The organism is Burkholderia sp. BCC1047, assembly GCF_902833155.1.
Classification (GTDB): domain Bacteria; phylum Pseudomonadota; class Gammaproteobacteria; order Burkholderiales; family Burkholderiaceae; genus Burkholderia; species Burkholderia sola.
In genome coordinates, this window is record NZ_CADFEH010000046.1 from 1 (window position 1) to 25,572 (window position 25,572).

General features: G+C 67.5%; 28 protein-coding genes. 19 read left to right on the plus strand and 9 right to left on the minus strand.

All coding sequences use genetic code 11. The annotated features are described in order from the left end of the window. The 14 genes from HWX55_RS32125 to HWX55_RS32190 form a co-directional block, all read left to right on the plus strand. Window positions 1-533: ABC transporter substrate-binding protein (locus tag HWX55_RS32125; RefSeq protein WP_244140688.1), on the plus strand; the 533-nt coding region annotated here is incomplete at its 5' end. Between the two features lie 36 nt (window positions 534-569). Beyond that, entirely contained in the window at window positions 570-1,463 is an 894-nt protein-coding gene (locus tag HWX55_RS32130; protein ID WP_050016938.1) for a branched-chain amino acid ABC transporter permease, read from the plus strand. Continuing rightward, the gene (locus HWX55_RS32135; RefSeq protein WP_175978635.1) at window positions 1,456-2,343 is read left to right on the plus strand and encodes a branched-chain amino acid ABC transporter permease; all 888 of its coding nucleotides are present in this window, start codon (window positions 1,456-1,458) and stop codon (window positions 2,341-2,343) included. Before HWX55_RS32130 ends, HWX55_RS32135 begins: the two co-directional genes overlap by 8 nt. Next, window positions 2,340-3,125, plus strand: a complete 786-nt coding sequence (locus tag HWX55_RS32140; protein ID WP_175978636.1) for an ABC transporter ATP-binding protein — start codon at window positions 2,340-2,342, stop codon at window positions 3,123-3,125. The genes HWX55_RS32135 and HWX55_RS32140 overlap by 4 nt, the downstream gene beginning before the upstream one ends. Continuing rightward, a complete protein-coding gene (locus tag HWX55_RS32145) occupies window positions 3,122-3,841 on the plus strand; it encodes an ABC transporter ATP-binding protein (RefSeq protein WP_175978637.1) in 720 nt (239 codons plus the stop codon). The genes HWX55_RS32140 and HWX55_RS32145 overlap by 4 nt, the downstream gene beginning before the upstream one ends. Continuing rightward, entirely contained in the window at window positions 3,838-5,235 is a 1,398-nt protein-coding gene (locus tag HWX55_RS32150) for an MFS transporter (RefSeq protein ID WP_175978638.1), read from the plus strand. Before HWX55_RS32145 ends, HWX55_RS32150 begins: the two co-directional genes overlap by 4 nt. 90 nt (window positions 5,236-5,325) lie before the next feature. Next, entirely contained in the window at window positions 5,326-6,222 is an 897-nt protein-coding gene (rfbA, locus tag HWX55_RS32155; RefSeq protein ID WP_175978639.1) for a glucose-1-phosphate thymidylyltransferase RfbA, read from the plus strand. After that, on the plus strand, window positions 6,219-6,800 hold the full coding sequence (gene rfbC / locus HWX55_RS32160) for a dTDP-4-dehydrorhamnose 3,5-epimerase (RefSeq protein WP_175978640.1): 582 nt from the start codon (window positions 6,219-6,221) through the stop codon (window positions 6,798-6,800). Before rfbA ends, rfbC begins: the two co-directional genes overlap by 4 nt. Next, the gene (gene rfbD, locus HWX55_RS32165; protein WP_175978641.1) at window positions 6,797-7,681 is read left to right on the plus strand and encodes a dTDP-4-dehydrorhamnose reductase; all 885 of its coding nucleotides are present in this window, start codon (window positions 6,797-6,799) and stop codon (window positions 7,679-7,681) included. Before rfbC ends, rfbD begins: the two co-directional genes overlap by 4 nt. Next, window positions 7,678-8,694, plus strand: coding sequence for a dTDP-glucose 4,6-dehydratase (rfbB, locus tag HWX55_RS32170; protein WP_175978642.1), 1,017 nt, complete (start codon window positions 7,678-7,680; stop codon window positions 8,692-8,694). Before rfbD ends, rfbB begins: the two co-directional genes overlap by 4 nt. 169 nt (window positions 8,695-8,863) lie before the next feature. Continuing rightward, the gene (locus HWX55_RS32175) at window positions 8,864-9,055 is read left to right on the plus strand and encodes a hypothetical protein (protein WP_124593629.1); all 192 of its coding nucleotides are present in this window, start codon (window positions 8,864-8,866) and stop codon (window positions 9,053-9,055) included. Between the two features lie 370 nt (window positions 9,056-9,425). After that, window positions 9,426-9,869 (plus strand): Hsp20/alpha crystallin family protein, encoded by a 444-nt coding sequence (locus HWX55_RS32180; protein WP_175978643.1) that lies wholly within the window; start codon window positions 9,426-9,428, stop codon window positions 9,867-9,869. 36 nt (window positions 9,870-9,905) lie between these two features. Continuing rightward, on the plus strand, window positions 9,906-10,331 hold the full coding sequence (locus tag HWX55_RS32185; protein ID WP_175978644.1) for an Hsp20/alpha crystallin family protein: 426 nt from the start codon (window positions 9,906-9,908) through the stop codon (window positions 10,329-10,331). A gap of 111 nt (window positions 10,332-10,442) precedes the next feature. Continuing rightward, window positions 10,443-10,727, plus strand: a complete 285-nt coding sequence (locus HWX55_RS32190) for a hypothetical protein (protein ID WP_175978645.1) — start codon at window positions 10,443-10,445, stop codon at window positions 10,725-10,727. Between the two features lie 51 nt (window positions 10,728-10,778). Here the strand turns inward: HWX55_RS32190 and HWX55_RS32195 are convergent, their stop codons facing one another. From HWX55_RS32195 to HWX55_RS32215, 5 genes are all read right to left on the minus strand, one after another. Next, window positions 10,779-11,777, minus strand: a complete 999-nt coding sequence (locus HWX55_RS32195) for a transketolase family protein (RefSeq protein ID WP_175978646.1) — start codon at window positions 11,775-11,777, stop codon at window positions 10,779-10,781. Beyond that, window positions 11,774-12,619, minus strand: a complete 846-nt coding sequence (locus tag HWX55_RS32200) for a transketolase (RefSeq protein ID WP_175978647.1) — start codon at window positions 12,617-12,619, stop codon at window positions 11,774-11,776. Before HWX55_RS32200 ends, HWX55_RS32195 begins: the two co-directional genes overlap by 4 nt. Window positions 12,620-12,668: 49 nt before the next feature. After that, entirely contained in the window at window positions 12,669-13,994 is a 1,326-nt protein-coding gene (locus tag HWX55_RS32205; protein WP_175978648.1) for an MFS transporter, read from the minus strand. 74 nt (window positions 13,995-14,068) lie between these two features. Beyond that, a complete protein-coding gene (locus HWX55_RS32210; protein ID WP_175978649.1) occupies window positions 14,069-14,818 on the minus strand; it encodes a glucose 1-dehydrogenase in 750 nt (249 codons plus the stop codon). 162 nt (window positions 14,819-14,980) lie between these two features. After that, a complete protein-coding gene (locus HWX55_RS32215) occupies window positions 14,981-15,880 on the minus strand; it encodes a LysR substrate-binding domain-containing protein (protein ID WP_175978650.1) in 900 nt (299 codons plus the stop codon). Between HWX55_RS32215 and HWX55_RS32220 the strand changes: the two genes are divergently transcribed. The 3 genes from HWX55_RS32220 to dctA are packed head-to-tail and all read left to right on the plus strand — an operon-like array spanning window position 15,879 to window position 18,413. Beyond that, complete coding sequence (locus HWX55_RS32220; protein WP_175978651.1) at window positions 15,879-16,106, plus strand: hypothetical protein; 228 nt, start codon at window positions 15,879-15,881, stop codon at window positions 16,104-16,106. The genes HWX55_RS32215 and HWX55_RS32220 overlap by 2 nt on opposite strands. Before the next feature lie 17 nt (window positions 16,107-16,123). Then, the gene (locus HWX55_RS32225; RefSeq protein WP_175978652.1) at window positions 16,124-17,044 is read left to right on the plus strand and encodes a LysR family transcriptional regulator; all 921 of its coding nucleotides are present in this window, start codon (window positions 16,124-16,126) and stop codon (window positions 17,042-17,044) included. Between the two features lie 34 nt (window positions 17,045-17,078). Continuing rightward, window positions 17,079-18,413, plus strand: a complete 1,335-nt coding sequence (gene dctA / locus HWX55_RS32230) for a C4-dicarboxylate transporter DctA (protein WP_175978653.1) — start codon at window positions 17,079-17,081, stop codon at window positions 18,411-18,413. 24 nt (window positions 18,414-18,437) lie between these two features. Here the strand turns inward: dctA and HWX55_RS32235 are convergent, their stop codons facing one another. Further along, on the minus strand, window positions 18,438-19,220 hold the full coding sequence (locus HWX55_RS32235) for a substrate-binding domain-containing protein (RefSeq protein ID WP_175978654.1): 783 nt from the start codon (window positions 19,218-19,220) through the stop codon (window positions 18,438-18,440). 55 nt (window positions 19,221-19,275) lie between these two features. Then, window positions 19,276-20,571, minus strand: a complete 1,296-nt coding sequence (locus HWX55_RS32240; RefSeq protein ID WP_175978655.1) for an MFS transporter — start codon at window positions 20,569-20,571, stop codon at window positions 19,276-19,278. A 351-nt stretch (window positions 20,572-20,922) separates the two neighbouring features. Here HWX55_RS32240 and HWX55_RS32245 point away from each other — a divergent pair, with 351 nt between their 5' ends. After that, window positions 20,923-22,431, plus strand: a complete 1,509-nt coding sequence (locus HWX55_RS32245) for a GGDEF domain-containing protein (RefSeq protein WP_175978656.1) — start codon at window positions 20,923-20,925, stop codon at window positions 22,429-22,431. A 110-nt stretch (window positions 22,432-22,541) separates the two neighbouring features. On the opposite strand, the gene HWX55_RS32250 is transcribed toward HWX55_RS32245, so the two are convergent. Continuing rightward, window positions 22,542-23,441 carry a LysR family transcriptional regulator gene (locus tag HWX55_RS32250; RefSeq protein ID WP_175978657.1) on the minus strand — a complete coding sequence of 300 codons (900 nt, stop codon included), beginning with the start codon at window positions 23,439-23,441 and terminating at the stop codon, window positions 22,542-22,544. Window positions 23,442-23,551: 110 nt separating this feature from the next. Here HWX55_RS32250 and HWX55_RS32255 point away from each other — a divergent pair, with 110 nt between their 5' ends. After that, a complete protein-coding gene (locus tag HWX55_RS32255) occupies window positions 23,552-24,415 on the plus strand; it encodes an NmrA/HSCARG family protein (RefSeq protein ID WP_175978658.1) in 864 nt (287 codons plus the stop codon). Window positions 24,416-24,565: 150 nt separating this feature from the next. Here the strand turns inward: HWX55_RS32255 and HWX55_RS32260 are convergent, their stop codons facing one another. Further along, window positions 24,566-25,468, minus strand: coding sequence for a GNAT family N-acetyltransferase (locus HWX55_RS32260; protein ID WP_175978659.1), 903 nt, complete (start codon window positions 25,466-25,468; stop codon window positions 24,566-24,568). Window positions 25,469-25,572: the final 104 nt, after the last annotated feature.

Here is a 25,572-nt window from a genome sequence, read left to right on the forward strand (position 1 = left end):
ATTCCGCGCATCGCTCTCGTCTGCCCAAGATCATGAACACGATATCTCTAACGCACCGCTCGCAACGCCCGTTTACACCGTATCCAATTTCAACAGCCTGCTATGGCCAGGAGGCCGCGACGCTGAACCGGCAGGCATTCGAGATGCGGCTCAACCAGCATCCGTGGTACGGCATCTACCTGACGATGTGCACGAGCGACACGCCTGCGCAGATCGCGCAAGGCCAGATCGGCCTCGAAGTCGCCGCGCTCGGCGCAGGCGCGAAAGCGTATGCGAGCGCCTATCAGGCCGCATACAACGAGGCGCCACGCTCGGCGTTCGGCAGCTATGCGTACGACGCGACGCTGTTGTCCGCAGCAGCGATCGGCCGCGCGCAATCCATCGACCCGGAGAAGATTCGCACGGCGCTCGCGGCATTGGGCAAGTCGTATACCGGCGTGACCGGCGCGATCGCGTTCGATGCCGACGGCCAGCGGGAAGTCCAGCCCTACGAGAAGGTGGTCTACCGCCAATCGGTCGTCGCGCAGCAGTAAGCGGCCGCCTGCCTGGATGAACGAGAGGACCTCGCCATGCTGTCATTCATTGTCGACGTATTGATCCGCACCGCCGATCTGCTGCTGGTGTCGGTCGGCCTGTCGACGCTCTATTCGCTGATCCGCTTTCCCAACATCGCGCATGTCCAGTACGCGATGCTGGGCGCATTCGCGACGCTCTGGCTGGAACGCGCGGGGCTGCCGTTCGCGCTCGCGACGGCCGTGTCCTGCGCGCTGGTCGGCACCGCCGCGACGCTGCTGAACCTGTTCGTGTTCGCGAGACTGCTGCGCTCCGGCAGCGCGGTGGCGATGATCGGCTCGCTTGCGATCTCGATGCTCGCGGTCGCGCTGGTGCTCGGCGTCGCCGGCTCGCGGCCGCAGCAGTATGCGCAGGACGTGCATCCGCCGATGGTGATCGCCGGCGTCGCGCTGTCCGTGCCGCAACTGGGCTCGATCGCATGCGGCGCCGGCGCGCTCGCGATATTCGCGGCGCTGCTGTACCGCACCGGCCTCGGGCGGGCGATGCGTGCGCTCGCGTCGAATCGCGCGCTGGCGCTCGCGACCGGCATCGACGCGACGCGCGTGACCAACGTGATCACGTTCGCGAGCGGCGTGCTGGCGGCGCTCGGCGGCACGATGCTCGGCGCCACCGAGAGCGTGCACGTCAATCTCGGCTACGGACTGCTGATCCCGGTGTTTTCCGCGGCGATCCTGGGCGGTCTCGGCAATCCGCTCGGCGCCGCGGCCGGCGCGCTGCTGATCGCGGTGGCCGAAACCGTCGCGTTGAACGTCGATTTCGGCGGGCTCGTCGATCGGCCGATGCAATTCTTTCCGGTCGAGTACGTCGGCGCGGTGTCGTTCGCGATCCTGCTCGTCGCACTGATCTTCCGGCCTTACGGCATCTTCGATCGGGAGGTACGGCGTGTCTAGCTTCGTCATCCATCTGCTGACCGTCGGCTGCCTGTACGCGACGATGGCGCTCGGGTTGAACCTGCAGGCCGGCTATGCGGGCCTCGTCAATTTCGGCTTCATTGCGTTCAGCGGGCTCGGCGCGTATGCGGCCGGGATCGCGTCTCAGCTCGACTGGCCGTTGCCTTCGGCGCTGGCGCTCGCGCTGGCCGCCGCGGGTGCGCTGGCGATCGTCGTCGCGCGGCTCGGGCGGCAGCTCTCCGCCGACTACTGGGGGATCGCGACGCTCGCGATCGCCGAGATCCTGCGCACGATCGCGCTCAACGAAAGCGGGTTGACCGGTGGCGCGCAAGGCATCGGCGGCATCGCGCCGCTGTTCCCCGGGCTGCGGGCGCCGTGGGCCGAACTCGCGTTCCTCGCGGTCACGGCCGGTTGCCTCGCGCTCACCTACGCGACCTACCGGCGCCTGACCGCGAGCCGCTTCGGCCGGGCGCTTAAGGTGATGCGCGAAGAACCCGCGCTCGCGGTCTGCTTCGGCTACGATCCGCTCGCGCTGAAAACGCGTGCGTGCATCGCGGGCGCGCTGCCCGCCGCGCTCGCCGGGGCACTCGCCGCGTGGTACATCGGCTATGTCGGGCCGGACGCGATGATCGCGTCCGAGACCTTCGCGCTGTGGACCGTCGTGATGGTCGGCGGCCTCGGCAGCCACCTGGGTGTGCTGGTCGGCACGCTGATCGTGCAGGCCGTCTACGCGCTGGCGCCGTTTCTCAAGGACTGGCTCGATGTCGGCAGCGACCTGACCGGCGCGGTGCGGCTGGGCCTGGTCGGCCTGATGCTGCTCGCGTGCGTGCTCTGGCGTCCGCACGGGCTCGTACCCGAGCGCCTGGAGGTGCGGCCATGAGCACGCTGCTCGATCTCGACGGCGTGACGATCCGCTACGGCGAGAACGTCGTCTTGTCCGGGGTCACGCTGTCGGTCGACGGCGGCGAGATCGTCGGACTGCTCGGCCCGAACGGCTCCGGCAAGAGCACCGCGCTCAACGCGATCACCGGCTTCGCGCCGCTCGCGGCGGGCGCGATCCGCTTCGACGGTCGGCGGATCGACGCGCTGTCGCCGCACAAGATTGCGCGGCTGGGCGTGCGCCGCACGTTCCAGTTGCCGTCGATGCCCGCGCGCATGTCGGTGCTCGAACTCGCGATGGCGGCTTCGTGCGCGCGCCACGGCATCGCCGCCGCCCTCTGGCCCGGCCGTGCGACGTGCGCGCTCGATGCCGATACGCGTGCACGCGCCGCCGCGCTGCTGGACGAACTGAAACTGTCCGGCGTCGCGCACCTGTCCGCCGCGTCGATCTCCGGCGGCCAGAAGAAGCTGCTGGGCATCGCGTGCGCGATGATGACCGAGCCCAAGCTGCTGCTGCTCGACGAGCCGACCGCCGGCGTGCACCCGAACCTGCGCGGCGAGCTGATCGACGAACTGCGACGGATTCGCAAGCAAGGCGTCACGCTGGTCGTCATCGAGCACGACATGCATTTCATCCGCGAGCTGTGCGACCGCTGCGTCGTGCTGGACCGCGGCGTGACGATCGCGAACTGCCGCCCGGCCGAGCTGGAGCGCAACCGTCGCGTACTCGACGCGTATCTCGGGCGCGCCCATGCCGCCCCTCGTCCACTGGAGGCGTCATGATCGACGTGCGCGAACTCGTCGCCGGCTACACGCCCGAAGTCGACATCCTGCATGGCGTGTCGCTCACGGTCGGGGCCATCGACATCGTGACGATCCTCGGCCCGAACGCCTGCGGAAAATCGACGCTGCTGAAGGCGATCGCAGGTTTCGTGCTGCCTCGTGCGGGCAGCGTGACGATCCAGGGCACGGACGTGGCGCGCGTGCCGGTCCACCGAAAGATCCGCGAGTACGGGATCGGCTTCGTGCCGCAGACCGACAACGTGTTCGCGTCGCTGACCGTGCGCGAAAACCTGATGCTCGGCGGCCAGTCGATGTCGGCGTTTCCGCGCGAGGCGCGGATCGACGAGCTGTGCGAGCAGTATCCGGTGCTGCGGCGCCGCCACCGGTCGCTGGCGGGCGCATTGTCCGGCGGCGAGCGGCAAATCGTGTCGCTCGCGCGCGCGCTGATGCCGCGCCCGGTGTTGCTGCTGCTCGACGAGCCGTCGGCGGGCCTGTCGCCGAAGATGGTCGACGAGGTGTTCGACGCGATCGTCCAGATGCGCGACACCGAGCATATCGGCGTGCTGATGGTCGAGCAGAATGCGATCGAGGCGCTGCGCATCGCCGATCGCGGCATCGTGCTGACGATGGGGCGCGTCGCGCTCGAAGGCCCCGCGGCCGAGCTGCTCGACAGCGACGAGATGCGACGCCTGTACCTCGGCGGGAGGGCCGCATGAACGGCGGGCGCGCCACGCCGGTCGCCGGCGCGTACGCCGCCGCGGCCGCGCGCCCCGTCCTCGTGATGGTCGCGCTCGCGTGCGGTTTCGTGATGGCCATGCTCGACGTGACGATCGTCAACGTCGCGCTGAAGGCGATGGAAACCAGCCTGTCGATGTCGCTGACCGCGTTGGTGTGGGTCGTCGACGCGTACACGCTCAGCTTCGCCGCGCTGCTGCTGCTCGGCGGCGCGCTCGCGAACCGCTACGGATCGAAAGCCGTCTACGTCGCCGGGCTCGCGCTGTTCGTCGGCGCGTCGGTGCTGTGCGCGGCCGCGCAGTCCAGCGGCGCACTGGTCGCGGCGCGCCTTGCACAAGGTGTCGGCGCGGCGCTGTTCATGCCGAGTTCGCTGAGCCTGCTCACGCTCGCGTTCCCGCCAGGGCCGATGCGCACGCGGATGATCGGCATCTGGGGCGCGCTGGTGTCGGCCGCAATGGCGCTCGGGCCCTGCGTCGGCGGTGTGCTGGTCGACGCGATCGGCTGGCGCGGCATCTTCTGGGTGAATTTGCCGGTCGGTGCGGCCGGCCTGTGGCTCACGTACCGGCATATCGCGCGGGCGCCGCGTCATCCCGGCCCGTTGAATGCGCTCGGCCATCTGTTCGGCGCGCTCGCGCTCGCCGCGCTGAGCTTCACGCTGATCGAAGGGCCGAGCGCCGGCTGGCGCTCGCCGTCGATCCTCGCCGGCGTGGCCACGACGTTGGCCGCCACCGCGGCATTCGCGTTACGCGAGCGCTACGCACACTCGCGCATCCTGTCGCCGGCGCTGCTCGCGAACCGGCGTTTCGTCGCGGGCAGCACGCTGGGTCTCGCGATCAACTTCGGCATTCTCGCCGAGATCTTTCTGTTGAGCCTCTATTTGCAGAACGTCCGCGGCGCGAGCGCGCTCGTGGCCGGGTTCGAATTGTTTCCGCTGATGGCGATGTTCGGCATCGGCAATCTCGCGTCCGCGAAGGTCAGCGCCCGGTTCGGCGCGCGCCGCACGCTGCTCTCCGGGCTCGCGCTCGCCGCGCTCGGCAGCGTGGCGCTCGTCGGCGTCGCGGCGATGCCGTATCCGGTGCTGGCCGTCGCGATCGGCTTGGCCAACTTCGGCGCCGGTCAGGCCATTCCGGCGATGAATCTCGTCGTGATGCAGTCGGCCGATGCGGCGGACGCGAACCTTGCCGCCGCGTCGCTAAACGCGAGCCGGCAGATCGGTTCGCTCGTCGGCATCGCGATCGCATCGGTGATCCTGCACGTGATCGACGATCCGGACCGCGCGACGGCCGTCGGCTTCGCGGTGATCGCCGCGCTGTACGCGCTCGGCTTCGCGATCGTATTCCGTGCGATTCACGTTGGCGGTGCCGAGCAGCCGTAGCGAGGCGCGCACGGGTATCGACGTTCGTCGACGCATTCGGTGTATTCCGCGTATCACGCACGCACTTTTCCTCTTGCAGCGAGGGACCTCATGCAAACAGCGATTGGCCGTAAAGGACTGATTCTGGCGGGCGGCTCGGGCACCCGGCTCCACCCGCTCACGCATTCGGTATCGAAGCAATTGATGCCGGTGTACGACAAGCCGATGATCTATTACCCGCTCAGCACGATCATGCTGTCCGGCATCCGCGACGTGCTGATCATCTCGACGCCGCGCGATCTCGACGCGTTCCAGCAACTGCTCGGCGACGGCAGCCAGTGGGGCATGAGCTTTTCGTATGCGGCGCAGCCGAGCCCCGACGGTCTAGCGCAGGCGTTCGTGATCGGCGCGCCGTTCATCGGTCGCGACGCGGCGACGCTCGTGCTCGGCGACAACATCTATCACGGGCCCGCGCTGTCGTCGCTGCTGCAACAGGCCGCCGCACGGACTGCCGGCGCGACCGTGTTCGGCTATTACGTGCGCGATCCGGAGCGCTACGGCGTCGTGTCGTTCGACGCGGACGGCCGCGCGATCGACCTCGAGGAGAAACCGCGCGAGCCGAAGTCGAACTACGCGGTCACCGGTCTCTATTTCTACGACAACGACGTCGTCGAACTGGCGAAGGCGGTGCGCCCGTCCGCGCGCGGCGAACTGGAGATCACCGACCTGAATCTCGCGTATCTCGCGCGCGGCGCACTGAACGTCGAGATACTCGGGCGCGGCTACGCATGGCTCGACACCGGCACGCACGAATCGCTGCTCGACGCCGCCAATTTCATCCAGGTGATGCAGGCGCGGCAGGGCCTGCAGATCGCGTGTCCCGAGGAAATCGCGTACAGGCTCGGCTGGATCGATGCGGAGCAGCTCGAAACGCTCGCCCACAAGCTCGCGAAAAGCGGTTACGGCCGCTATCTGCTCGATCTGCTGAGCAAGGAGGTCGCCGCATGACACGGGTCATCGAAACGCCGTTGCCCGGCGTGCTGCTGATCGAACCCCGCGTGTTCGGCGATGCGCGCGGCTTTTTCGTCGAAAGCTTCCGGGCAAGCTGGCTGCGCGACGCAGGCGTCGACGCGACCTTCGTCCAGGACAACCAGTCGCGCTCGCGTCGCGGCGTGCTGCGCGGGCTGCACTACCAGCGGGTGAATCCGCAAGGCAAGCTGGTGCACGCGGCGCGCGGCGCGGTCTACGACGTCGCCGTCGACATCCGGCGCGGCTCGCCGTTCTTCGGCTGCTGGTTCGGTGCGCAGCTCGACGACGTATCGCACCGGATGCTGTGGATTCCGCCCGGCTTCGCGCACGGCTTTTGCGTGTTGTCCGACGAGGCCGACTTCGCGTACAAGTGCACGCAGTACTACGATCCCGATTCGGACGCCGGCGTGCGTTGGGACGATCCGGATATCGGCATCGACTGGCCGGATTCCGGCGCGCCGTATCAGTTGTCGGACAAGGATCGGCGGCAGCCTCCGCTCGCCGAACTGGCAGCAGGCGTCCCGGCGATGCTGCCCGCATACGGGAGTGCGCGATGACGATCGTCGTGACCGGCGCGCTCGGCCAGGTCGGCCGCGAACTGGTGTTGCGCGCGGGCGAGCAGCCGCTCGTCGGGCTATCGCGCGCCGCGCTCGACATTGCCGATGCAGGCGCGGTGCGCCGCGCGCTCGACGAACACCGGGCCGCGCTCGTGATCAATGCCGCCGGATGGACCGCCGTCGACCGCGCGGAGGCCGAACCCGATGCCGCGTGGCGGGCGAACCGCGACGGGCCCGCCGTGCTGGCCGACGCCTGCGCCGCGCTCGGGATTCCGTTGATCCACCTGTCGACCGACTACGTATTCGACGGCCGCATGCCCGGCCCGTACGCGGAAACCGCCGCCGTCGCGCCGCTCGGCGTGTACGGCCGGAGCAAGCTCGCGGGCGAGGAAGCAGTGCGCGAGCGACTGCCCGACCGTCACCTGATTCTGCGCGTCGCATGGGTGTTCGGCGCGCACGGCGGCAATTTCGTGCGCACGATGCTGCGCCTGGCGCGCGAGCGCGAGGTCGTCGGCGTCGTCGCCGATCAGTACGGCGGCCCGACGCATGCCGGTGCGATCGCCGACGCGCTGCTGACGATCGCGGCGCGATACCGGGCCGGCGAAACGCTGCGCTGGGGCACCTATCACCTGTGCGGCACGCCCGTGACGACGTGGCACGGCTTCGCCGAAACGATCTTCACCGAGGCGCGGCGCACCGGCCTCATCGACCGCGTGCCGCTGGTCCGGCCGATCCGGACCGACGCCTATCCGTTGCCTGCGCCGAGACCGGCGAATTCCGCGCTCGACTGCAGCCTCCTGCGAGAACACTTCGGGGTCGAATCGCCTTCGTGGATCGCGGGTCTCACCGACGTGTTTGCCACCTGGAAGCCAACCTCATGAGCTATCGACCGAAACATGTTCTCGTGACGGGCGGGGCCGGTTTCATCGGCGCCAATTTCGTGCGTCATCTGCTCGAAAGCGATCCGCAGGTCAGCGTCGTCACGCTGGATCTGCTGACCTATGCGGGCAGCCTCGACAATCTCGGCGACGACCTGCCGGGCGCCGATCGGCATCGGTTCGTACTCGGCGACATCTGCGACCGACCGCTCGTCGAGTCGCTGCTGCGCGACCATGCGATCGACACCGTCGTCCACTTCGCGGCCGAAAGCCACGTCGACCGCTCGATCGACGGCCCTGGCGAATTCGTCCGCACGAATGTGCTCGGCACCTGGACGCTCCTCGATGCGTGCCGCCAGCTGTGGCTGAACGATCAGAAACTCGGCCGGGCCGACGCCCTCGCGCGCCGCCGCTTTCACCATATCGGCACCGACGAGGTCTACGGCTCGCTGGGCCCCGACGACCCGCCGTTTTCCGAAACGACGCCGTATGCGCCGAACTCTCCGTACTCCGCCACCAAGGCAAGCTCGGACCATCTCGTGCGCGCCTATTTCCATACGTACGGATTGCCCGTCACCACGACGAACTGCTCGAACAATTACGGGCCGCGCCAGCACGGCGAGAAGTTCATTCCGACCGTGATCCGTCATTGCATCGAAGGCACCGACATCCCCGTGTACGGCGACGGCGCGAACGTGCGCGACTGGCTGTATGTCGACGACCATTGCCGTGCGATCGACGCGGTCATCCGGCGCGGGACGGTCGGCGAGACGTACACCGTCGGCGGCTGCAACGAATGGCGCAACGTCGACATCGTCGCGCTGATCTGTACGCTGCTCGACGCGCGACGGCCCGAACACGCGCCGCATGCGCGCCTCGTCCGGTTCGTCACCGATCGCGCCGGTCACGACCGGCGCTATGCGATCGATGCGGGGAAGCTCGCCCGCGAGCTGCAATGGCGGCCGGCGGAGAGCTTCGAAACGGGGATCGTGAAGACGCTGGATTGGTATGTATAGAGGCGGTGGCGCTCGGCACGTCGATGTCGCGCCGTGCCGAGGGTCGACGTCAATCGCCAAGCCGTGGTTGCTGATGGCATCAAACCTTTCTATTTGAAAGCTTTGCGCGGCCCGCGCCTTGCTCACCTGCAACGTGCGCAACATCCCAGGTTGCGACCAGGAGAGCAAGATGACACGTCAACAGCCACAGGCAGACAAGCAGACAGGTAACGAGAAGCCCGCGGAGAAACGCGACGATGGGCAGCAGACCTTCGAAACCGATATTTCGGAAACCGGCGAGGACGGCACCACGGTGCGTCAGGCCGAGGTTCGCGAGGACGACCTGTCCGAAGTGAAGCCGCCGTCCGGGCCGTCGCGCTGAACAGGTGGACGCGACGCGACGGCGCAGGTACGCCGCCGCGTCTTTTCCAGCGTGCCGTTGCAAATTCCGCCCTCTATCGCCGTGCCCCGATCCGCGCAACGTCGGACATGTCGGACCCCGTCATCGCGACGCCGATCATGCCGGTGCCCCGGCGATGAGTCTCCTGCAGGGCACACGCACGTAGCGACAGAATGCCGTCGCCCTCCCCCTTGAAATTCACTCGACGTATCCTATTTTAGGTATCGCTCGAGGCAGTCGCGGTTGACGCGCTGCGTGTTTCGATTTGTTAGTCAGCGACCCTGTCGCGGATGGACGAACTGGAGCGCGTGGTCCGGTTCGTCCCTTCGCATAGGGGCAACAGGAGCCAATCATGAGCGATATCTTCTTCCCTACCGATCTGCTGGCGGAATTCGACCGCCTGCAACGGCAGATGGCCAGCGTGTTCACGGGTTTTCCGGCCAGTCTGCGCGCGCCGCGGCCCGGTGCGTTTCCACCGGTCAACATCGGCAGCACCGACGACACGATCGAGATCGTCGCGTTCGCGCCGGGTCTCGACCCCGCGAAGATCGACATCTCCGTCGACCGCCGGCTGCTGACGATCAGCGGCGAGCGCACGCCGCCGGATGACGCCGCGAGCGACGACGAGCGGCGCATCTACGCGAACGAGCGCTTCATGGGCGCATTCCGCCGCGTGGTCGAACTGCCGCAGCACGCGGACCCCGACAAGATCGACGCCCGCTATACGAACGGCTGCCTGACGATCAGCGTCGGCAAGTCGGAAGCCTCGAAGCCGCGGGCGATTACCGTCCAGTAAACAGCACGACGTCACGAACGCATGACGGAGGACATCATGAGTGACACGAACACCACTGAACTGACGACCCGTTCGGCCGATACGCGAACGGCCGTGACGAACCGTGAAGCGGCTCGGCCCGACACGCCGCGCACGCGGACTGCGCCGGCCGTCGACATCGTCGAGGATGCGCACGGCATCACGTTGTACGCGGACCTGCCGGGCGTGCCGCGCGACAAGCTCGACGTGCGGGTGCACGACGGCAGCCTTGCCATCGAGGCGGAGGCCGTCGTTCCGACGCCACCGGGGCTTCGTCTGCAGCACGGTGAAGTGCAGCATCCGCACTTCTCGCGCGCATTCACGCTCAGCCCGGATTTCGACGTGTCGCGCATCGACGCGCAACTGCGCGACGGCGTGCTGAAACTGAGCATCCCGCGTCGTGAAGAAGCGAAGCCGCGGCGGATCCAGGTGACGGCGGGGTGAGTAGATGCGCCGGCGCGCTTCATCGACCCGGCGCGAAGGGCTGGCGCCTCGCTTCCGGCGCGGCGCCAGCGCGTCGTCACACATGTCGCATTTCCCTGCAGGAGGCACCTGATGCATACCGACAGGACGATCGAACATGGCGGATATACGGTCCGGGCCGTGGTGACCGACACGGAGACTGGCCGCTACTCGGCGGCGGCGATCCTCACGGATCGCGACGGTGAAACCCGGACGCTCGGCGTCGACGGCGACTTCGCCGATAGCCGCGAAGCAAGCGACCAGGCGCTCGAACTCGCGCTCGCATGGATTCAGCGGCGGTCGGTAGTGTCTGACCGGTATGTGAGACGAAATCGAACCGGGTCGAGCCGCAATTCGGATCGCGTACCTCGCGCATGACGAAAAGCGTGACGCAGATTGCGCTCGCGACGGCTGTCGACCGCCGACCGATCACCCGACCCACGACCGGATATTCGCGCGCATCGCGCCAGCCGAGATCCCGTAGCGCTCGTGCAACGTCGGCAGCGCACCCGCGGCGAGGTACGCATCCGGCAGCGCGATCTGCCGGAACGGCACCGCCACGCCGGCCGCGAGCAATGTGGTCGCGACCGCTTCGCCGAGTCCGCCGATCGTCGTATGGTTCTCCGCGACGACGACCATGCGCCCTTTGCGCGCGGCCTCGCGGACGATGGTCGCCGTGTCGAGCGGCTTGATCGTCGGCACGTGCAGCACGGCGACGTCGACGCGATCGGCTTCGAGCGCCTTCGCCACCTCGAGCGCACGCATCGTCATGATCCCGGACGAGATCAGCAGCACGTCGTTGCCGTCGCGCAGCAGCTTGGCCTTGCCGAGTTCGAAGCGGTAATCGTATTCGTCGAGCACGGCCGGCACGTTGCCGCGCAGCAGACGCGCATACACCGGCCCCTTGTGCGCGGCGATGGCCGGCACCATCTGTTCGATGTCGAGCGCGTCGCACGGATCGATCACGGTCATGTTCGGCATCGCGCGCATCAGCGCCAGATCCTCGGCGGCCTGATGGCTCGGCCCGTAGCCGGTCGTGAGCCCCGGCAACGCGCAGATCAGCTTCACGTCGAGATTGTCCTCGGCGATCGCCTGATGAATGAAGTCGTACGCGCGGCGCGTCGCAAACACCGCATAGGTCGTGACGAACGGCTGCGCGCCTTCGTGCGCGAACCCGGCGGCGGCCCCCATCAGCAACTGCTCGGCCATGCCCATCTGGTAGTAACGCTCGGGGAAGGCCTTCGCGAAGATATGCAGGTCGGTGTACTTGCCGAGATCGGCCGTCATCCCGATCACGCTGCCGTTCGTGCGTGCGAGTTCGGTCAGCGCATGGCCGAACGGTGCGGAGCGGGTCACCTGCCCTTCCGCGGCGATGGACGCGATCATCGCCGAGGTCTTCAGGCGCGGCTTTTTATCGACGGTGCTCATGCGTGTCTCCCTGCTTCGAGTGCGTCGAGCGCGAGTTGCCACTCGTGCGCATCGACCCGGATGAAATGGTTTTTCTCGCGTGCTTCGAGGAACGGCACGCCGCACCCCATCTTCGTGTCGCAGACGATGATCCGCGGCTGCGGCGCGTCATGTCGGCGCGCGCTGTCGAACGCGTGTTTCACCGCGTCGATGTCGTTGCCGTCCACGCGCTGCACGTACCAGCCGAATGCTTCGAGCTTGTCGACCAGCGGCTCGAACGCCATGACCTGCGTCGACGGGCCGTCGGCCTGCTGGTTGTTCACGTCGACGACCGCGATCAGGTTGTCGAGCTTCCAGTGTGCGGCCGACATCAGCCCTTCCCAGATCGCGCCTTCGTCGAGCTCGCCGTCGGAAAAAAGCGTATAGACGAACGCATCCGAGCCCTTGCGCTTCAGCCCCAGACACCGGCCGACCGCGATCGTCAGCCCCTGCCCGAGCGAGCCGCCGGACATTTCCATGCCGGGCGTGTAGCTCGCCATGCCGGACATCGGCAAGCGGCTGTCGTCGCTGCCATAGGTTTCGAGTTCCGCGGCCGGCAGGATGCCGGCTTCGAACAGCGCCGCGTACAGCGCGATCGCGTAGTGCCCGTTCGACAGCAGGAAGCGGTCGCGCCCTTCCCAGTCGGGATCGTCGGCGCGATAGCGCATCGCGCCGAAATACGCGACGGCCAGCACGTCGGCGATGTCGAGCGCCTGGCCGACATAGCCCTGCCCCTGCACTTCGCCCATCAGCACGGCGTTTCGTCGGATGCGGTACGCGCGCTCGGCGAGCGGGACCGCGTCATGGATGGTTTCGGTAGCCATCGATTGCTCCAGTATCAGGTCGGAAGGAATGCAAATGAATCGGCGGTTGTCAGCGGTTCACGGATCGGGGCACGAGGAACACGAGCAGCGCACCGGCCGTGATCGCGACGGAGATGAACACGAGCCCCGCGGTGGATTTGCCGGTCAGGTCGTTCAGCCAGCCAACGATCGCCGGCGAGAAGAAGCCCGCCAGGTTCGCGAAGCAGTTGACCGCGGCGATGCCCGCCGCTGCCGACATCCCGCCCAGCAACGCGGTCGGCAGCGACCAGAACTGCGACGACGACGCGAGGATGCCGGCGGACGCGATGCTCAGGCACACGATCGACGCGCCGACGCTGCCGAGCATCGGCAACGTGGCGAAGCCCGCCGCCGCGACCAGCATCGGCACGGCGAGATGGAAGCGGCGCTCGCGGCGACGATCCGCGCTGATGCCGATCAGCGGCAGCGCGACGATCGCGCACGCATACGGAATCGCGGTGAACAGGCCGACCCACAGCGGATCGGCCACGCCGGCCTTGCGAATGATCGTCGGCAGCCAGAACGTGAGGCCGTACTGCCCGAGCACCACGCAGAAGTAGATCGCGGCCATCAGCCACAGCCGGCGATCCGCGACGAACGTCCGAATCGACACATGGGCGGTGGTGTGCGCGGCATCGGCCAACACGTTGCGTGCGAGCAAGGCTTTTTCGGCGTCGGTCAGCCATTTCGCGCCGGCAATGCCATCGTCGAGATACAGCAGGATCGCGAAGCCCAGCACGAACGAAGGCAGCGCCTCGAGCAGGAACAGCCACTTCCAGCCGGCCATCGACATCGCGCCGTGCAGCGCATGCATGATCGCGCCCGACAGCGGCCCGCCGATGATCCCGGCGAGCGGAATCGCCATGAAGAACAGCGACAGCGCCTTCGCGCGCCGCGCCGACGGGAACCAGTACGTGAGATACAGGATCACGCCCGGCGCGAAGCCGGCTTCGGCGACGCCGAGCAAGAACCGCAGCGCGTAGAACGCAGCGGGCGACTTGACGAACACGAAGCTCGCCGAGATCACCGCCCACGTCAGCATGATGCGCGCGAGCCAGCGGCGCGCGCCGACGCGATGCAGGATCAGGTTGCTCGGCACCTCGAACAGGAAATAGCCGAGGAAGAAGATGCCGGCGCCCATCCCGTAGACCGTCTCGCTGAAGCGCAGGTCGTTGAGCATCTGCAGTTTCGCGAAGCCGACGTTGACGCGGTCGAGATACGCGCCGAGGTAGCACAACATCAGGAACGGGATCAGCCGTCGCGCGACCTTCGCGTAGGTGGCCGCTTCGAACGTCTGCGCGTCGTTCCGTTGCAGAGGCTCGCCCTGGACTGGCGATGCGGGGTACTTTGCTCTCATCCTTGTCTCCTGCCATGGCCCCGGGTTGTCCCGGGTGCATGATGGTCGGCGCCGCGTATCGGGCGGCGCCGTTCTCAGTGAATCAGCATCCCGCCGTTGACGTCGAGCGTGATGCCCGTCAGGTAGCTCGACAGGTCGCTCAGCAGGAACAGGCACGCATGCGCGACGTCGGCGGCCTCGCCGAGCCGGCCGAGCGGAATGCCCTTGATGATGTCCTCGCGCATGTCGGGCGTCAGCTTGTCGCCGGTGATGTCGGTCTGGATCAGGCCCGGCGTGATCGAATTGACGCGGACCCGGTCGGCGCCGAATTCGCGCGCCATCGCCTTCGCGAGGCCGAGCACGCCGGCCTTGGCGGCGCTGTAGTGCGGGCCGCCGAAGATGCCGCCGCCGCGTTGTGCGGACACCGACGACATGCAGACGATGCTGCCGCCGCGCTGCGCCTGCATCGCGGGCAGCACCGCTTGCGACATGTACAGCGTGCCGCGCAGGTTCACGTCGACGATCGCATCGAAATCACGCGCCGAGATATCGAGCGTGCGCACGGGCTGCGTGATGCCGGCGTTGTTCACGAGGCCGTCGATGCGGCCGAAGTGCTCAAGCACCGCGCGGGCTGCGGCCGCGCACGCGTCGCGGTCGGTCACGTCGCAGGCGAGGCCGAGATGGCCGGCGCCGAGTTCGGCGGCGGCCGCTTCCGCGTCTTCGCGGCGCAGGTCGAGGATCGCCACGCGTGCGCCGTGCGCGGCCAGCGCGCGGGCCGTGGCCTTGCCGATTCCGCGCGGCGATGCGGCGCCGGTGACGATGATGGTCCTGTTGTCGAGCAACATCGCTTGTCTCCTGTGTTGATGTGTTGTGTACCGAGTGTCGGCTTACTGGACACCCGCATCAACGCGGAAACGCTCAGCCATAGTTGAGAAAATTTCAGATGACGGCGCGCGGGCCGCCGATGCTGCGACGCAAAATCCCGTATGCGCCGGCGGACGCGCCGCTCAGTTCGCCCCGCCGTGCGCCGCGACCTCCCGCTCGATCCACGCAAGGAAGCGCTTCACGCGCGGCAGTTCCGCGTTCTGCCGCGGGTAAACGAGATGATGCGCGCCGACTTCGACCGCATGGGCGTCGCCGAACACCGGCACCAGCAGCCCTTCGCGGATCTTCACCGACGCGAGCATCAGGCTTTCGAGCGCGATGCCGAGGCCGAGCGCGGCGGTTTCGAGCGACATGTACGAACGGTCGAACGAAAAATCGAAGGTCTTCTGCGCCGCCAGCGGCACGCCGGTCCGGCCGAACCACTGCTTCCACTGGACCAGCGGCGTTTCGGAATAGATCAGCCGGTGCGCGAGCAGGTCGTCCGGCGCGTTCACCGGATGCCGTTCGAGATAGCGCGGCGACGCGAGCGGCGCGATGAACTCGCCGCGCACGGTCCGGACCTCGAGGTTGTCCCAGTTGCCGTAGCCGTGCCGGACGTCGATATCGTAGAAACCGTTCGAGAACGACACGTTTTCGTACGAGCACGCGAGGTTCAGCTGAATATCGCCGTTCGCCTCCTGAAACGACGACAGCCGCGGCAGCAGCCACATCAGCCCGAAGCTCGGGCTCGAATGCACGCGCAGGATATCGACCTCGGTTCGGCTCGACGCGCGCTCGGTCGCGCGGCTCAGGTCGGCGAGCGAGCCGGTGACGTCGGCCAGGTAGCGTTCGCCGGTCGGCGTGAGGACGAGGCCGCGCCCCGAACGCTGAAACAGCGGCTGCCCGATCTGCGATTCGAGATTGCTGAGCTGATGACTGACGGCGGATGCAGTCAGGCCGAGCTCTTCCGCCGCGCGGTTCACGCTTTTGGTCCGGGCGACGCTTTCGAACGCGATGATGGCCTTGAGCGGCGGAATGCGCATGCTGGAATCCGTTGAAGAGAGCGGCCCGGCGCTGCGCCAGCGCTGGCGCATTACCCGCCCAAAAGCGATACGGTACATCAGGAAGCGGCGTCGGGCGGCCCGATTCGCGGCTCGGCCCGCGCGATTCCGGCCGGCCGTGCCGCACACCGCGCCGCGCCAACGCGGCGGCATCGACGACGCGACACGCATGACGCCCACGGAATCATGCAAAATGCTGCGCATCTGAATGGCGGAGTTTGACCGGTGGGCATCAATTTCGATTTGACGGACTTGCAGGCGTTTCGCGCGGTCGTGGAAACCGGCAGTTTCCGCAAAGCGGCCGAAGCGGTCAGCCTCTCCCAGCCTGCGTTGAGCCGCCGGATCGACAAGCTCGAAGACGCGCTCGGCGTGCGGCTCTTCGAGCGCACCACGCGCCGTGTCGCGCTCACCACCGTCGGCCGCGTGTTCGCGCAGAGTGCCGAACAGCTGCTCGACGATCTCGACGCCGCGCTGCTTGGCATCCGCGACGTGTCGTCGAGCCGCCTGGGCCATGTGACGATCGCGTGCGTGCCGTCGGTCGCCTACTATTTCCTGCCGCCCATCATCGCCCGCTATCATCAGCGCTTTCCGCGCATCCGGGTGAAGCTGCTCGACGCCAGCGCCAACGAAGTGCTGGGCGCCGTCATCAGCGGCGAGGCGGATTTCGGCGTGAGCTTCATCGGCAGCCAGGAGGCGGAGGTCGAGTTCAAGGTGCTGCTCCAGGAGCGGTTCGTCGCCGCCTGTCGCCGCGACCACCCGCTCGCGCGCAAGAAGCGCGTGACCTGGAACGAGCTTTACGAGCACGATTACGTGTCGGTGGACAAGACGTCCGGTAATCGCCTGCTGCTCGACCAGGCCCTGGCGGCCGTCGCGCCGCGCAAGCCGAGCGTCTGCGAGGCGCGCCACGTCACGACCCTGCTCGGGCTGATCGAGGCCGGGCTCGGCGTCGCCGCGGTGCCGTCGATGGCGATGCCGGGGCATGACCATCCTGTCCTCACGAGCGTGCCGCTCGTCGAGCCGGCCGTGAAGCGGCGCGTGGGCATCGTCAAGCGGCGCGGCCGCTCGCTGACGCCGGCCGCCGAGGCGTTTCACCGGATGATCGTCGACGCGAAGCGCGGCGACGCCGCCAGCGGCACATCGGCATGACGACGACGGAACGGAAACGAAGGAAGGCTGCATCGTGAGGTGGACCCGGCTGTTCAAATCGCTTTACGTGCAGGTCCTGCTCGCGATGATGCTCGGCATCGGCATCGGTCACGTGTGGCCGGCGGCGGGCGCGATGCTCAAGCCGCTCAGCGACGCGTTCGTCGCGCTCGTGAAGATGACCATCGCGCCGATCGTCTTTTGCACGATCGTGTCGGGCATCACGTCGCTGTCGAACGGGCGGGCCATCGGCCGCACGATCGTGCGCGCACTGGCGCTTTTCTATCTGTTGACGGCCGCCGCGCTCGCGTTCGGGCTCGTCGCCGCCTACGTGCTGCAACCGGGCGCCGGCATGCACATCGACGTCCGTCATCTGGATGCGAGCATCCTCGCGCCGTATGCGAAGCATGCGGAGCCGCGCAGCCTGGTGGCGTTCGCGCTCGGCGTGATCCCGGACACGATGCTCGGCGCGTTCGCGACCGGCGAAGTGTTGCCGGTGCTGCTGCTGTCGCTGTTGTTCGGCTTCTCGCTGAATGCGCATCCGCGCGCCGCCCGGCCTGTGCTGGCGCTGATCGACGGCATCGCCCAGGTCGTCTTTCGCGTGCTCGCGATGATCATGCGGCTCGCGCCGCTCGGCGCATTCGGTGCGATGGCGTTCACGGTGGGCCGCTTCGGGATCGGCTCGGTCGGCTCGCTTGCGAAGCTGATGGTGTGCTTCTACGTAGCCTGCGCGCTGTTCGTCGCGCTGGTGCTCGCCCCGCTCGCGCGACTGCACGGCTTCGCGCTGTGGCGGCTTCTGCGCTACCTGCGCGAGGAGTTGCTGATCGTGCTCGCGACCTCGTCCACGGAGCCGGTGCTGCCGCGCCTGATCGTCAAGCTGGAAGCGCTCGGCTGCGACAAGGGCGTCGTGGGGCTCGTGCTGCCGGCCGGCTATTCGTTCAATCTGGACGGCACCGCGATCTATCTGACGCTCGCCGCGTTGTTCATCGCGCAGGCCTGCGACGTCCCGCTTTCCGCGCCGCAGGTCGCGACGATGCTCGCGATCATGCTGGTCACGTCGAAAGGGGCGGCCGGCGTGTCCGGCAGCGGGCTCGTCGCGCTGGTCGCGACGCTCGCCGTGATGCCCGACCTGCCGGTCGCCGGGGTCGCGCTGCTGGTCGGCATCGACCGCTTCATGTCGGAGGCGCGCGCGCTGACCAGCGTGATCAGCAACGCGTGCGCGGTGATTTTCGTGTCGGTGTGGGAAGGTGCGTGCGACCGGGCGCGTCTGGTGCAGCGGCTCGCGGCGGCCGGGCCGGCCTTGCCGGACGCGGCCGATGAAGGCAGTGCCGCGGCAGACGGCGGCGGCGGGCGTGACGGGAAGACGATCTGATGCGCGCCTTCCCGTCGATCGGATTCAGTGCGCGGACACGGAATCCAGGCCGGTCGACTTCACGTCGGCCTGCACGTCGGGCGACGCAAGATAGTCGAGCAGCGCCTTCGCTTCCTGCGGATGCTGCGCGCCGACCGGGATGCCGGCGGCGAAGCGCGTGACGGACTGCAGCGATTCGGGGATCTTGCCGACGAAGGTTGCGCCCTTGACGGGCAGCAGCTCGCTGACCTGCTGGAAGCCGATTTCGTAGTCGCCGTTCGCGACGACCGACGCCACCGGAATCCGCGGGATCATCTTCGCCTTCGACTTCACCTGTTCCTCGATCCCGAGCTTCTTGAACAGTTCGCGTTCGATGTACACGCCGCTCGCGCTGTCCGAATAGGCAATCGATTTCGCGTGCAGCAGCACCTGCTTGAGGCCGTCGGCGGTGCTGATGTCGGGCTTGGCCGCCCCGTCGCGCACGACCATGCCGATGCGCGAGTCGGCCAGATCGACGCGGGATTCGGGGATGACCTTGCCCTGCTTGATCAGATCGTCCAGCGCGTAGCCGACCATGATCACGGCGTCGGCGGGCTCGCCGCGCGCGAGCCGGTTCGGAATCGCTTCGGGCGACTTGCCCATCGACGGGCCGAGCGCGGTCGCGAGCGTATTGCCCGTCGTGGACGCGAACCGCGGGCCGAGCACCTTGTACGCGGCGGTGAAGCCGCCCGAGCTCATCACGTGCAGTTCGGCGGCCTGGACGTTGGCCGCGACGGCCGCGGTGGCGACGAGCGCGGTCGCGCAGTATTTCAGGAGCAGGTTTCTCATGGTCGGGGTCGTGCGGATGCGTGGGTGTGAATGAACGTTGCGGATCGGCCGGACATCAATGCGCGGGCGTCAACGTCGCCGTGCGGTGACGATACAGCGCGAACGTCGCGAGCAGCGCGCACACCGCGGCGAAGCTCATCCAGTAGCCCGGTGCGGCCTTGTCGCCCGTCGCGTGAATGAGCGCGGTCGAGATGGCCGGCGTGAAGCCGCCGAACACGGCCGTCGCGAGGCTGTACGCGAGCGAGAAGCCCGCGACGCGCACCTGCACCGGCATCACTTCGGTGAGCGCGACGATCATCGCGCCGTTGTAGATCCCGTACATGAACGACAGCCAGAGCAGGACGAGCAGCATGTTGACGAACGACGGCGCGTGAGCGAGGAACGACAGCGCCGGATAGGCGGTCACGACGGTGAGCATCGTCATGCCGACCAGCAGCGGCCGGCGGCCGATCCGGTCGGACAGCGCCCCGCCGATCGGCAGCCACACGAAGTTCGACACGCCGACGCACAGCGTCACGAGCAGACTGTCGGCGGTGCTCAGATGCAGCACGGTCTTGCCGAAGGTCGGCGCGTAGACGGTGATCAGATAGAAGCTCGTGGTGGTCATCGCGACCAGCATCATGCCGGCGATCACGACGCCCCAGTTCTGGACCAGCGTACCGAACACTTCCTTCATGCCCGGACGATGCTTGCGGGCCTTGAACTCCTGGGTTTCCTCCAGGTTGCGGCGCAGCATGAAGATGAACGGCACGATCATGCAGCCGACGAAGAACGGCACGCGCCATCCCCAAGCGCCGATCTGCGATGCGCTCAGCCACTGATTGAGCGCGAAGCCGAGGCCCGCCGCGATGACGATCGCCACCTGCTGGCTCGCCGATTGCCAGCTCGTGAAGAAGCCCTTGCGGCCCGGCGTCGCGAGTTCGGCCAGATAGACCGACACGCCGCCCAGTTCCGCGCCCGCGGAGAAGCCCTGCAGCAGCCGGCCGATCAGCACGAGCACGGGCGCGAGCAGCCCGATCGTCGCGTAGCCGGGCACGAACGCGATCAGGATGGTGCCGCTCGCCATGATCGACAGCGTGACGATCAGGCCCTTGCGGCGGCCGACCTCGTCGATGTACGCGCCCAGCACGATCGCGCCCAGCGGGCGCATCAGGAAGCCGGCGCCGAACACGGCGAAGGTCATCATCAACGATGCGAATTCGCTTTGCGTGGGGAAGAAGACGTTGGCGATCTGCGTGGCGTAGAAGCCGAACAGGAAGAAGTCGAACTGCTCGAGAAAATTGCCGGCCGTGACGCGAAAGATCGCGGCGGCCTTCGAGCGTTCGGCCGGAAGGCTGGACGAGGGGTGCATCTGGGTGTCTCCTGAAAATCCTGGAATACGCGGGAGGGGCTGATCGATTGTCGTTTTCCGGCATGTTGGCGCGGTATCGATCAAACGATAAGTGCAATCTTTGGAACGATTGATGCAGGATAGTTATCAATCGACGCGATCTGCGAGGAGCCGGCCGCGCCCGGGCCGTATCGCCGCATGACCGCATGACCGCATGGCCGCACACGTTTGCGTCGTCGCGTCGGTCCGAGGGCGTGGATGGGCTGTCGACGGGCGGCCATGCCGGCCTCGATTTTTCATTAACCGTGCCGTTAACAGGGATTGGATCCGCGCCGGCGCAGTTGCAGCCGGCATCTGAAAACGAGCGCGAGCATGCCCGCATTCACTTCGATCGAGAAAATCGCCGACTGGGCCGGACGCCACCCGTTCGTCGTCGGCGCGTTGGGCACGCTGATGTCGCTCGCGGCGCTCGCGATCAGCGCGGTGACGCTGTGGGTCGCGCGCAGCGAAGTCGTCGAGCATGCGCACGAGACGTCGCGCAACGTCGCGGCCGTGCTCGCGAGCCAGATCGCGAGGACGGTCGAAACGTCGAACAACGCGCTGATCGCGCTGGCGGCCGACCTCGGCAAGCCGGCCGTGCAGCGCATGGACGCCGGATTGCGGCACGACCTGCTGTTCGAGCGCACCGCCGCGCAATACGTGACCGGCATGGGCGTGACCGACAGTAGCGGCCGGCTGACCGACGGGTGCTGCAGCACGACCCACCGCTGGGACTTCGCCGATCGCGACTACTTCAAGGTCCATCGCGATGCGGACAACGTCGGACTCTACGTCTCCCAGCCCTATCGCGCACGCTCGCGCGGCGGCAAGGAATCCATCGCGCTGTCGCGACGCATCGAGCGGCCGGATCATGCATTCGACGGGATCGCGGTCGTCGCCGTCGATCTCACCTACTTCGAGCAGTTGCTGTCCCGCCTCGATGTCGGGCCGAACGGGGTCAGCGCGATCGTGCGGGCGGACGGCACGATCCTCGCGAGAAACCCGTCGTTGAACGAAGGCCAGATGAACCTCCTGCGTCGCTCGACATCCTTCAAGCGGATGGTAAACAGCGAATCCGGCTTCTATCCCGCGCGTTCGAGCATCGACGGCATCGTGCGCTTGTATACCTACCAGCGGATACCGGGCACCCCGTTGATCGCGGTCGTCGCGCCGGCCGAAAACGACGTGCTGGCCGGCATCCGGCGCCTGTCGTGGACGGTCGGCGTGTCGGCATCCGTGATCTGCGCATTGTTCGGTGCGGTGGTCTGGCTGCTGGCCTTCGCGTTGCGCGACAATTTCCGCAAGCAGACGCTGCTGACCGATCTCACGCGTACCGATCCGTTGACCGGCCTGCGCAATCGTCGCGCGCTCGATACCGCGCTGGTCGACGAATGGGAGCGGCTGCAGCGCGGCAGCGGCGGCACCCTGTCGGTGCTGTTCATCGACGCCGATCACTTCAAGCAGTACAACGACCGCCACGGGCACGCGCAAGGCGACACCGCGCTGCGCTTTCTCGCCGAATGCATCCGCGCGCATACGCGGCGGCGCGGCGACCTCGCCGCGCGCTACGGCGGCGAGGAATTCGTCGCGGTATTGCCCGATACGGATGAAAGCGGCGCCGCGCGGGTCGCCGAAGCGATTCGCCGCGAAGTCGAACGCAACCGGCTCGACGGGTTTGCGGAAACCGTGCCGGCTTTCACCGTCAGCATCGGCTGTGCGACCGGCCGGCGCGCGCGACATGCGTCCATGCTCGCGCTGACGCACCAGGCGGACATGGCGCTCTACCGCGCGAAGCGCGAAGGCCGGAATCGCGTGTGTTGCGCGCAGCCCGAGCCGGCGTGAACGCGGCGGTTCGAATCGGGACGGACGGCGGCACGCGCGCTGCCGATCGCGACGGCATTCCGCTCAGGACATCGCGGCGACGCGCGTACGCTGCCGCGACCGTGGCCGTTTCACTGCCCGGGTTCGATATACGCGGCCAGTTCTTCCGGCTCACCTGACGGAAACTCGTCCTTCAGGTGATCGAGAAACGCGGACACGCGCGTGCTCAATAACCGCCTGGACGGATACAGCGCCCACAGCGCGATATCGGACGCCGGCACGTCGCCCCAACTGACGAGCGTGCCGGCGGCCAGGTCGCGGCTCACGAGCGACGCCGGCAGGCACGCGGCGCCCAGGCCGAGGCGGACCGTATCGCGCACCATGCTCAGCGACGACAGCCGTGCCACCGGGTCGATCGGGATGCGCGCCGTCCCGGCCGGCCCGATGACCTCCCAGGCAGCGCGCGTGTCGTTCGAGCCGCGCACCACGGCCGGTGCGGGCGCATCGCCGCCCGGCCGCGCCAGCTCGGGCCGCGCGACGACGACCAGCCGGTCGCGCAGGAACACGCGCCCGATCAGGCTCTCGTCGGGGTCCGGGTTCACGCGGATCACGAGGTCGTACCCTTCCTCGATCATGTCGACGGGCCGGTCTTCGGTCGTCACCTCCAGCCGGACGTCCGGGTATCTCAGCGCGAACGTCGCCACCAGTTTCCCCATCGCGAACTGGGAAAACAGCATCGGCGCGCTGATGCGTAGCCGGCCGCGCGGCCGCTCGCTCCCCGCTGCGATCGCCGACGCGCTGTCGGCCAGCTCCGCGAGCAGCGCGCCCGTCCGCTCGTAGAGCGCGCGCCCTTCTTGCGTGAGCTTCACGCCGCGCGAGCCGCGCTCGAACAGACGCAGCGACAGGCTGTTCTCCAGTTCCGCGACGCGGCGCGACAGCGTCGCCTTCGGGCGATCCGCGACCCGCGCGGCCTCCCCGAAGCTGCCATGGCGGGCGACGAGATTGAAATCGGCGAGAGCGAGCAGGTCCATGTGTTCCACCAGTGAGACGATATGTCTATTTATCACATCTTCCGGATCATCGGTGGATCACCTAACTTACGTGGGCAGTCAATCCCATCGTTATCTCAGGAGTGAACATCATGACCATTCTCGTTACCGGCGCCACCGGCCGTATTGGCCGCCAGGTCGTCCGTCAACTCGTCGATCGCGGCGCCGACGTGCGCGTGCTGGTGCGCGATCCGGCCAAGGCCGATTTTCCGGCGGCGGTGACCGTCGCGCAGGGCGACATGCTCGACGTCGACGCGCTGCGGGCAGCCTTCTCCGGCGTGCGCACGCTGTTCCTGCTCAACGGCGTGGCGGGCGACGAATTCACGCAGGCGCTGATCGCGCTGAACCTGGCCCGCGAAGCGGGCATCGAGCGCGTCGTCTATCTGTCGGTCCTGCACGCCGACCGCTTCGTGAACGTGCCGCACTTCGCGGTGAAATTCGGCGCCGAGCGGATGATCGAGCAAATGGGCTTCAGCGCGACGATCCTGCGGCCCGCGTATTTCATGGACAACGAATCGATGGTCAAGGACGTGATCGTCGGGCACGGCGTGTATCCGATGCCGATCGGCGGCAAGGGCGTCGCGATGGTCGACGTGCGCGACATCGCGGAAGTCGCGGCGATCGAGCTGATCCGCCGCAACGATGCGCCGGGCAAGCTGCCGGTCGACACCATCAACCTGGTGGGCCCCGACACGCTGACCGGCACGCAACTGGCGTCGATCTGGTCGGACACGCTTGGCCGTCCGGTTGCGTATGGCGGCGACGATCCGACGCCGTTCCAAGACAATCTGGCGACGTTCATGCCGAAATGGATGGCGTACGAAATGCGGCTGATGGCCGAGCGCTACGTCAGCGACGGGATGGTGCCGGAAGCCGGCGACGTCGAGCGGCTGACCGCGATCCTCGGCCGGCCGCTGCGGACGTATCGCGACTTCGTGGCCGCGCTCGCGCGTTGAGTGCGATGCCGAACGTTCATGCGTCAGGCGGCAGTGCAGGCAGTCGCCAAGCGGTTGAACCGGCCGCGCGCGCGGCCGGTTCGTCGCGATCGCCATGCTGTCGCCGGCGACGCGATCACGTGGCGGAGCGACGTGCGCGGCGGCCGACGGCTACAACATCGCCTGACTGACCAGCCCGTACAGCCCGAATGTCGGGTCGGCCGCACCGTCGTGCGCGGCGGCCGGCGCGTTGCGAACCATCTTCGAACAGGCATCCACCTGCTTCAGTCCCTGTTCGCTCAACCAGTCCGGCAAACTGCTGCCGTCAGGCACATCGATACGCACGAATTCGCCGTCGCGTTTCGTCAGCCAGTAGCCGATCAGCGCCTTCGCGTGCGCATCGTCGCTCGAACGCGGCGCGACCACCGGACCGACCACGTCACCGCGACCGAAGCGCCGCAGCACCGAAAACCCGACGATCTCGCCGTCGCGTTCGAGCACGACGCTTTCGCCCCGCTTCTGCAACGCGGACAACAGCGCTTCGCGTTCGAGGCCGGACGCACGCGCGTCGAGTTCGACCAGGCGCGGCCAGTCGGCCGGCGAACCCGCACGCAGCCGCTCGCCTTCGGGCACGGCAACGGCGGCGGGCCGCTCCACGTTCCCCTGATATTGGCCCAGCGAGCCGCACACGGCGAATCCCAGTTTCTCGTAGAGCGGCCGACCGGCCGGCGTCGCGTGCAGAAACGTGATGCGAGGGCCGAGTTCGTCCAGGAGCGTCTCCATCAGTTTGCGGCCGATTCCGCGGCCCTGATGCGCGTCGGACACGATCACATGCCCGATCGCCGCGCGATCCGCACCGTACTTCCAGCACATCGCCGTGCCGATGACCACGCCGTTTTCCTCGGCCGCGAACGCGGTCGACGTTTCCGCGGAAAACTGCCAGTCTTCCGCCCGGAACGGCCAGCGAAGTGCGATGGAAAGGGCGTGGGCGGCGGGGACATCCGCCGCGGTGAATCTCCGGTAGTGAAGTGCCGACGTTGCGCGTTGCTCCTTCACTTCAGGTTCCTGGTTCATCAAGCAGTCCTCTTGATTGGTGGGGCGTGCGACACGGCACGTCAGAAAAATAGGCGGCGATCACATCGAAGCGGCGATGAATTGCACGGTTCTCGCCGGCTGGC

Coding starts and splice junctions, on each gene's coding strand:
- HWX55_RS32130 (WP_050016938.1), top strand. CDS start 570: ATGCTGTCATTCATTGTCGACGTATTGATCCGCACCGCCGATCTGCTG.
- HWX55_RS32140 (WP_175978636.1), top strand. CDS start 2,340: ATGAGCACGCTGCTCGATCTCGACGGCGTGACGATCCGCTACGGCGAG.
- HWX55_RS32145 (WP_175978637.1), top strand. CDS start 3,122: ATGATCGACGTGCGCGAACTCGTCGCCGGCTACACGCCCGAAGTCGAC.
- HWX55_RS32150 (WP_175978638.1), top strand. CDS start 3,838: ATGAACGGCGGGCGCGCCACGCCGGTCGCCGGCGCGTACGCCGCCGCG.
- rfbA (WP_175978639.1), top strand. CDS start 5,326: ATGCAAACAGCGATTGGCCGTAAAGGACTGATTCTGGCGGGCGGCTCG.
- rfbC (WP_175978640.1), top strand. CDS start 6,219: ATGACACGGGTCATCGAAACGCCGTTGCCCGGCGTGCTGCTGATCGAA.
- rfbD (WP_175978641.1), top strand. CDS start 6,797: ATGACGATCGTCGTGACCGGCGCGCTCGGCCAGGTCGGCCGCGAACTG.
- rfbB (WP_175978642.1), top strand. CDS start 7,678: ATGAGCTATCGACCGAAACATGTTCTCGTGACGGGCGGGGCCGGTTTC.
- HWX55_RS32175 (WP_124593629.1), top strand. CDS start 8,864: ATGACACGTCAACAGCCACAGGCAGACAAGCAGACAGGTAACGAGAAG.
- HWX55_RS32180 (WP_175978643.1), top strand. CDS start 9,426: ATGAGCGATATCTTCTTCCCTACCGATCTGCTGGCGGAATTCGACCGC.
- HWX55_RS32185 (WP_175978644.1), top strand. CDS start 9,906: ATGAGTGACACGAACACCACTGAACTGACGACCCGTTCGGCCGATACG.
- HWX55_RS32190 (WP_175978645.1), top strand. CDS start 10,443: ATGCATACCGACAGGACGATCGAACATGGCGGATATACGGTCCGGGCC.
- HWX55_RS32195 (WP_175978646.1), bottom strand. CDS start 11,777: ATGAGCACCGTCGATAAAAAGCCGCGCCTGAAGACCTCGGCGATGATC.
- HWX55_RS32200 (WP_175978647.1), bottom strand. CDS start 12,619: ATGGCTACCGAAACCATCCATGACGCGGTCCCGCTCGCCGAGCGCGCG.
- HWX55_RS32205 (WP_175978648.1), bottom strand. CDS start 13,994: ATGAGAGCAAAGTACCCCGCATCGCCAGTCCAGGGCGAGCCTCTGCAA.
- HWX55_RS32210 (WP_175978649.1), bottom strand. CDS start 14,818: ATGTTGCTCGACAACAGGACCATCATCGTCACCGGCGCCGCATCGCCG.
- HWX55_RS32220 (WP_175978651.1), top strand. CDS start 15,879: ATGCTGGAATCCGTTGAAGAGAGCGGCCCGGCGCTGCGCCAGCGCTGG.
- HWX55_RS32215 (WP_175978650.1), bottom strand. CDS start 15,880: ATGCGCATTCCGCCGCTCAAGGCCATCATCGCGTTCGAAAGCGTCGCC.
- HWX55_RS32235 (WP_175978654.1), bottom strand. CDS start 19,220: ATGAGAAACCTGCTCCTGAAATACTGCGCGACCGCGCTCGTCGCCACC.
- HWX55_RS32240 (WP_175978655.1), bottom strand. CDS start 20,571: ATGCACCCCTCGTCCAGCCTTCCGGCCGAACGCTCGAAGGCCGCCGCG.
- HWX55_RS32245 (WP_175978656.1), top strand. CDS start 20,923: ATGCCCGCATTCACTTCGATCGAGAAAATCGCCGACTGGGCCGGACGC.
- HWX55_RS32250 (WP_175978657.1), bottom strand. CDS start 23,441: ATGGACCTGCTCGCTCTCGCCGATTTCAATCTCGTCGCCCGCCATGGC.
- HWX55_RS32255 (WP_175978658.1), top strand. CDS start 23,552: ATGACCATTCTCGTTACCGGCGCCACCGGCCGTATTGGCCGCCAGGTC.
- HWX55_RS32260 (WP_175978659.1), bottom strand. CDS start 25,468: ATGAACCAGGAACCTGAAGTGAAGGAGCAACGCGCAACGTCGGCACTT.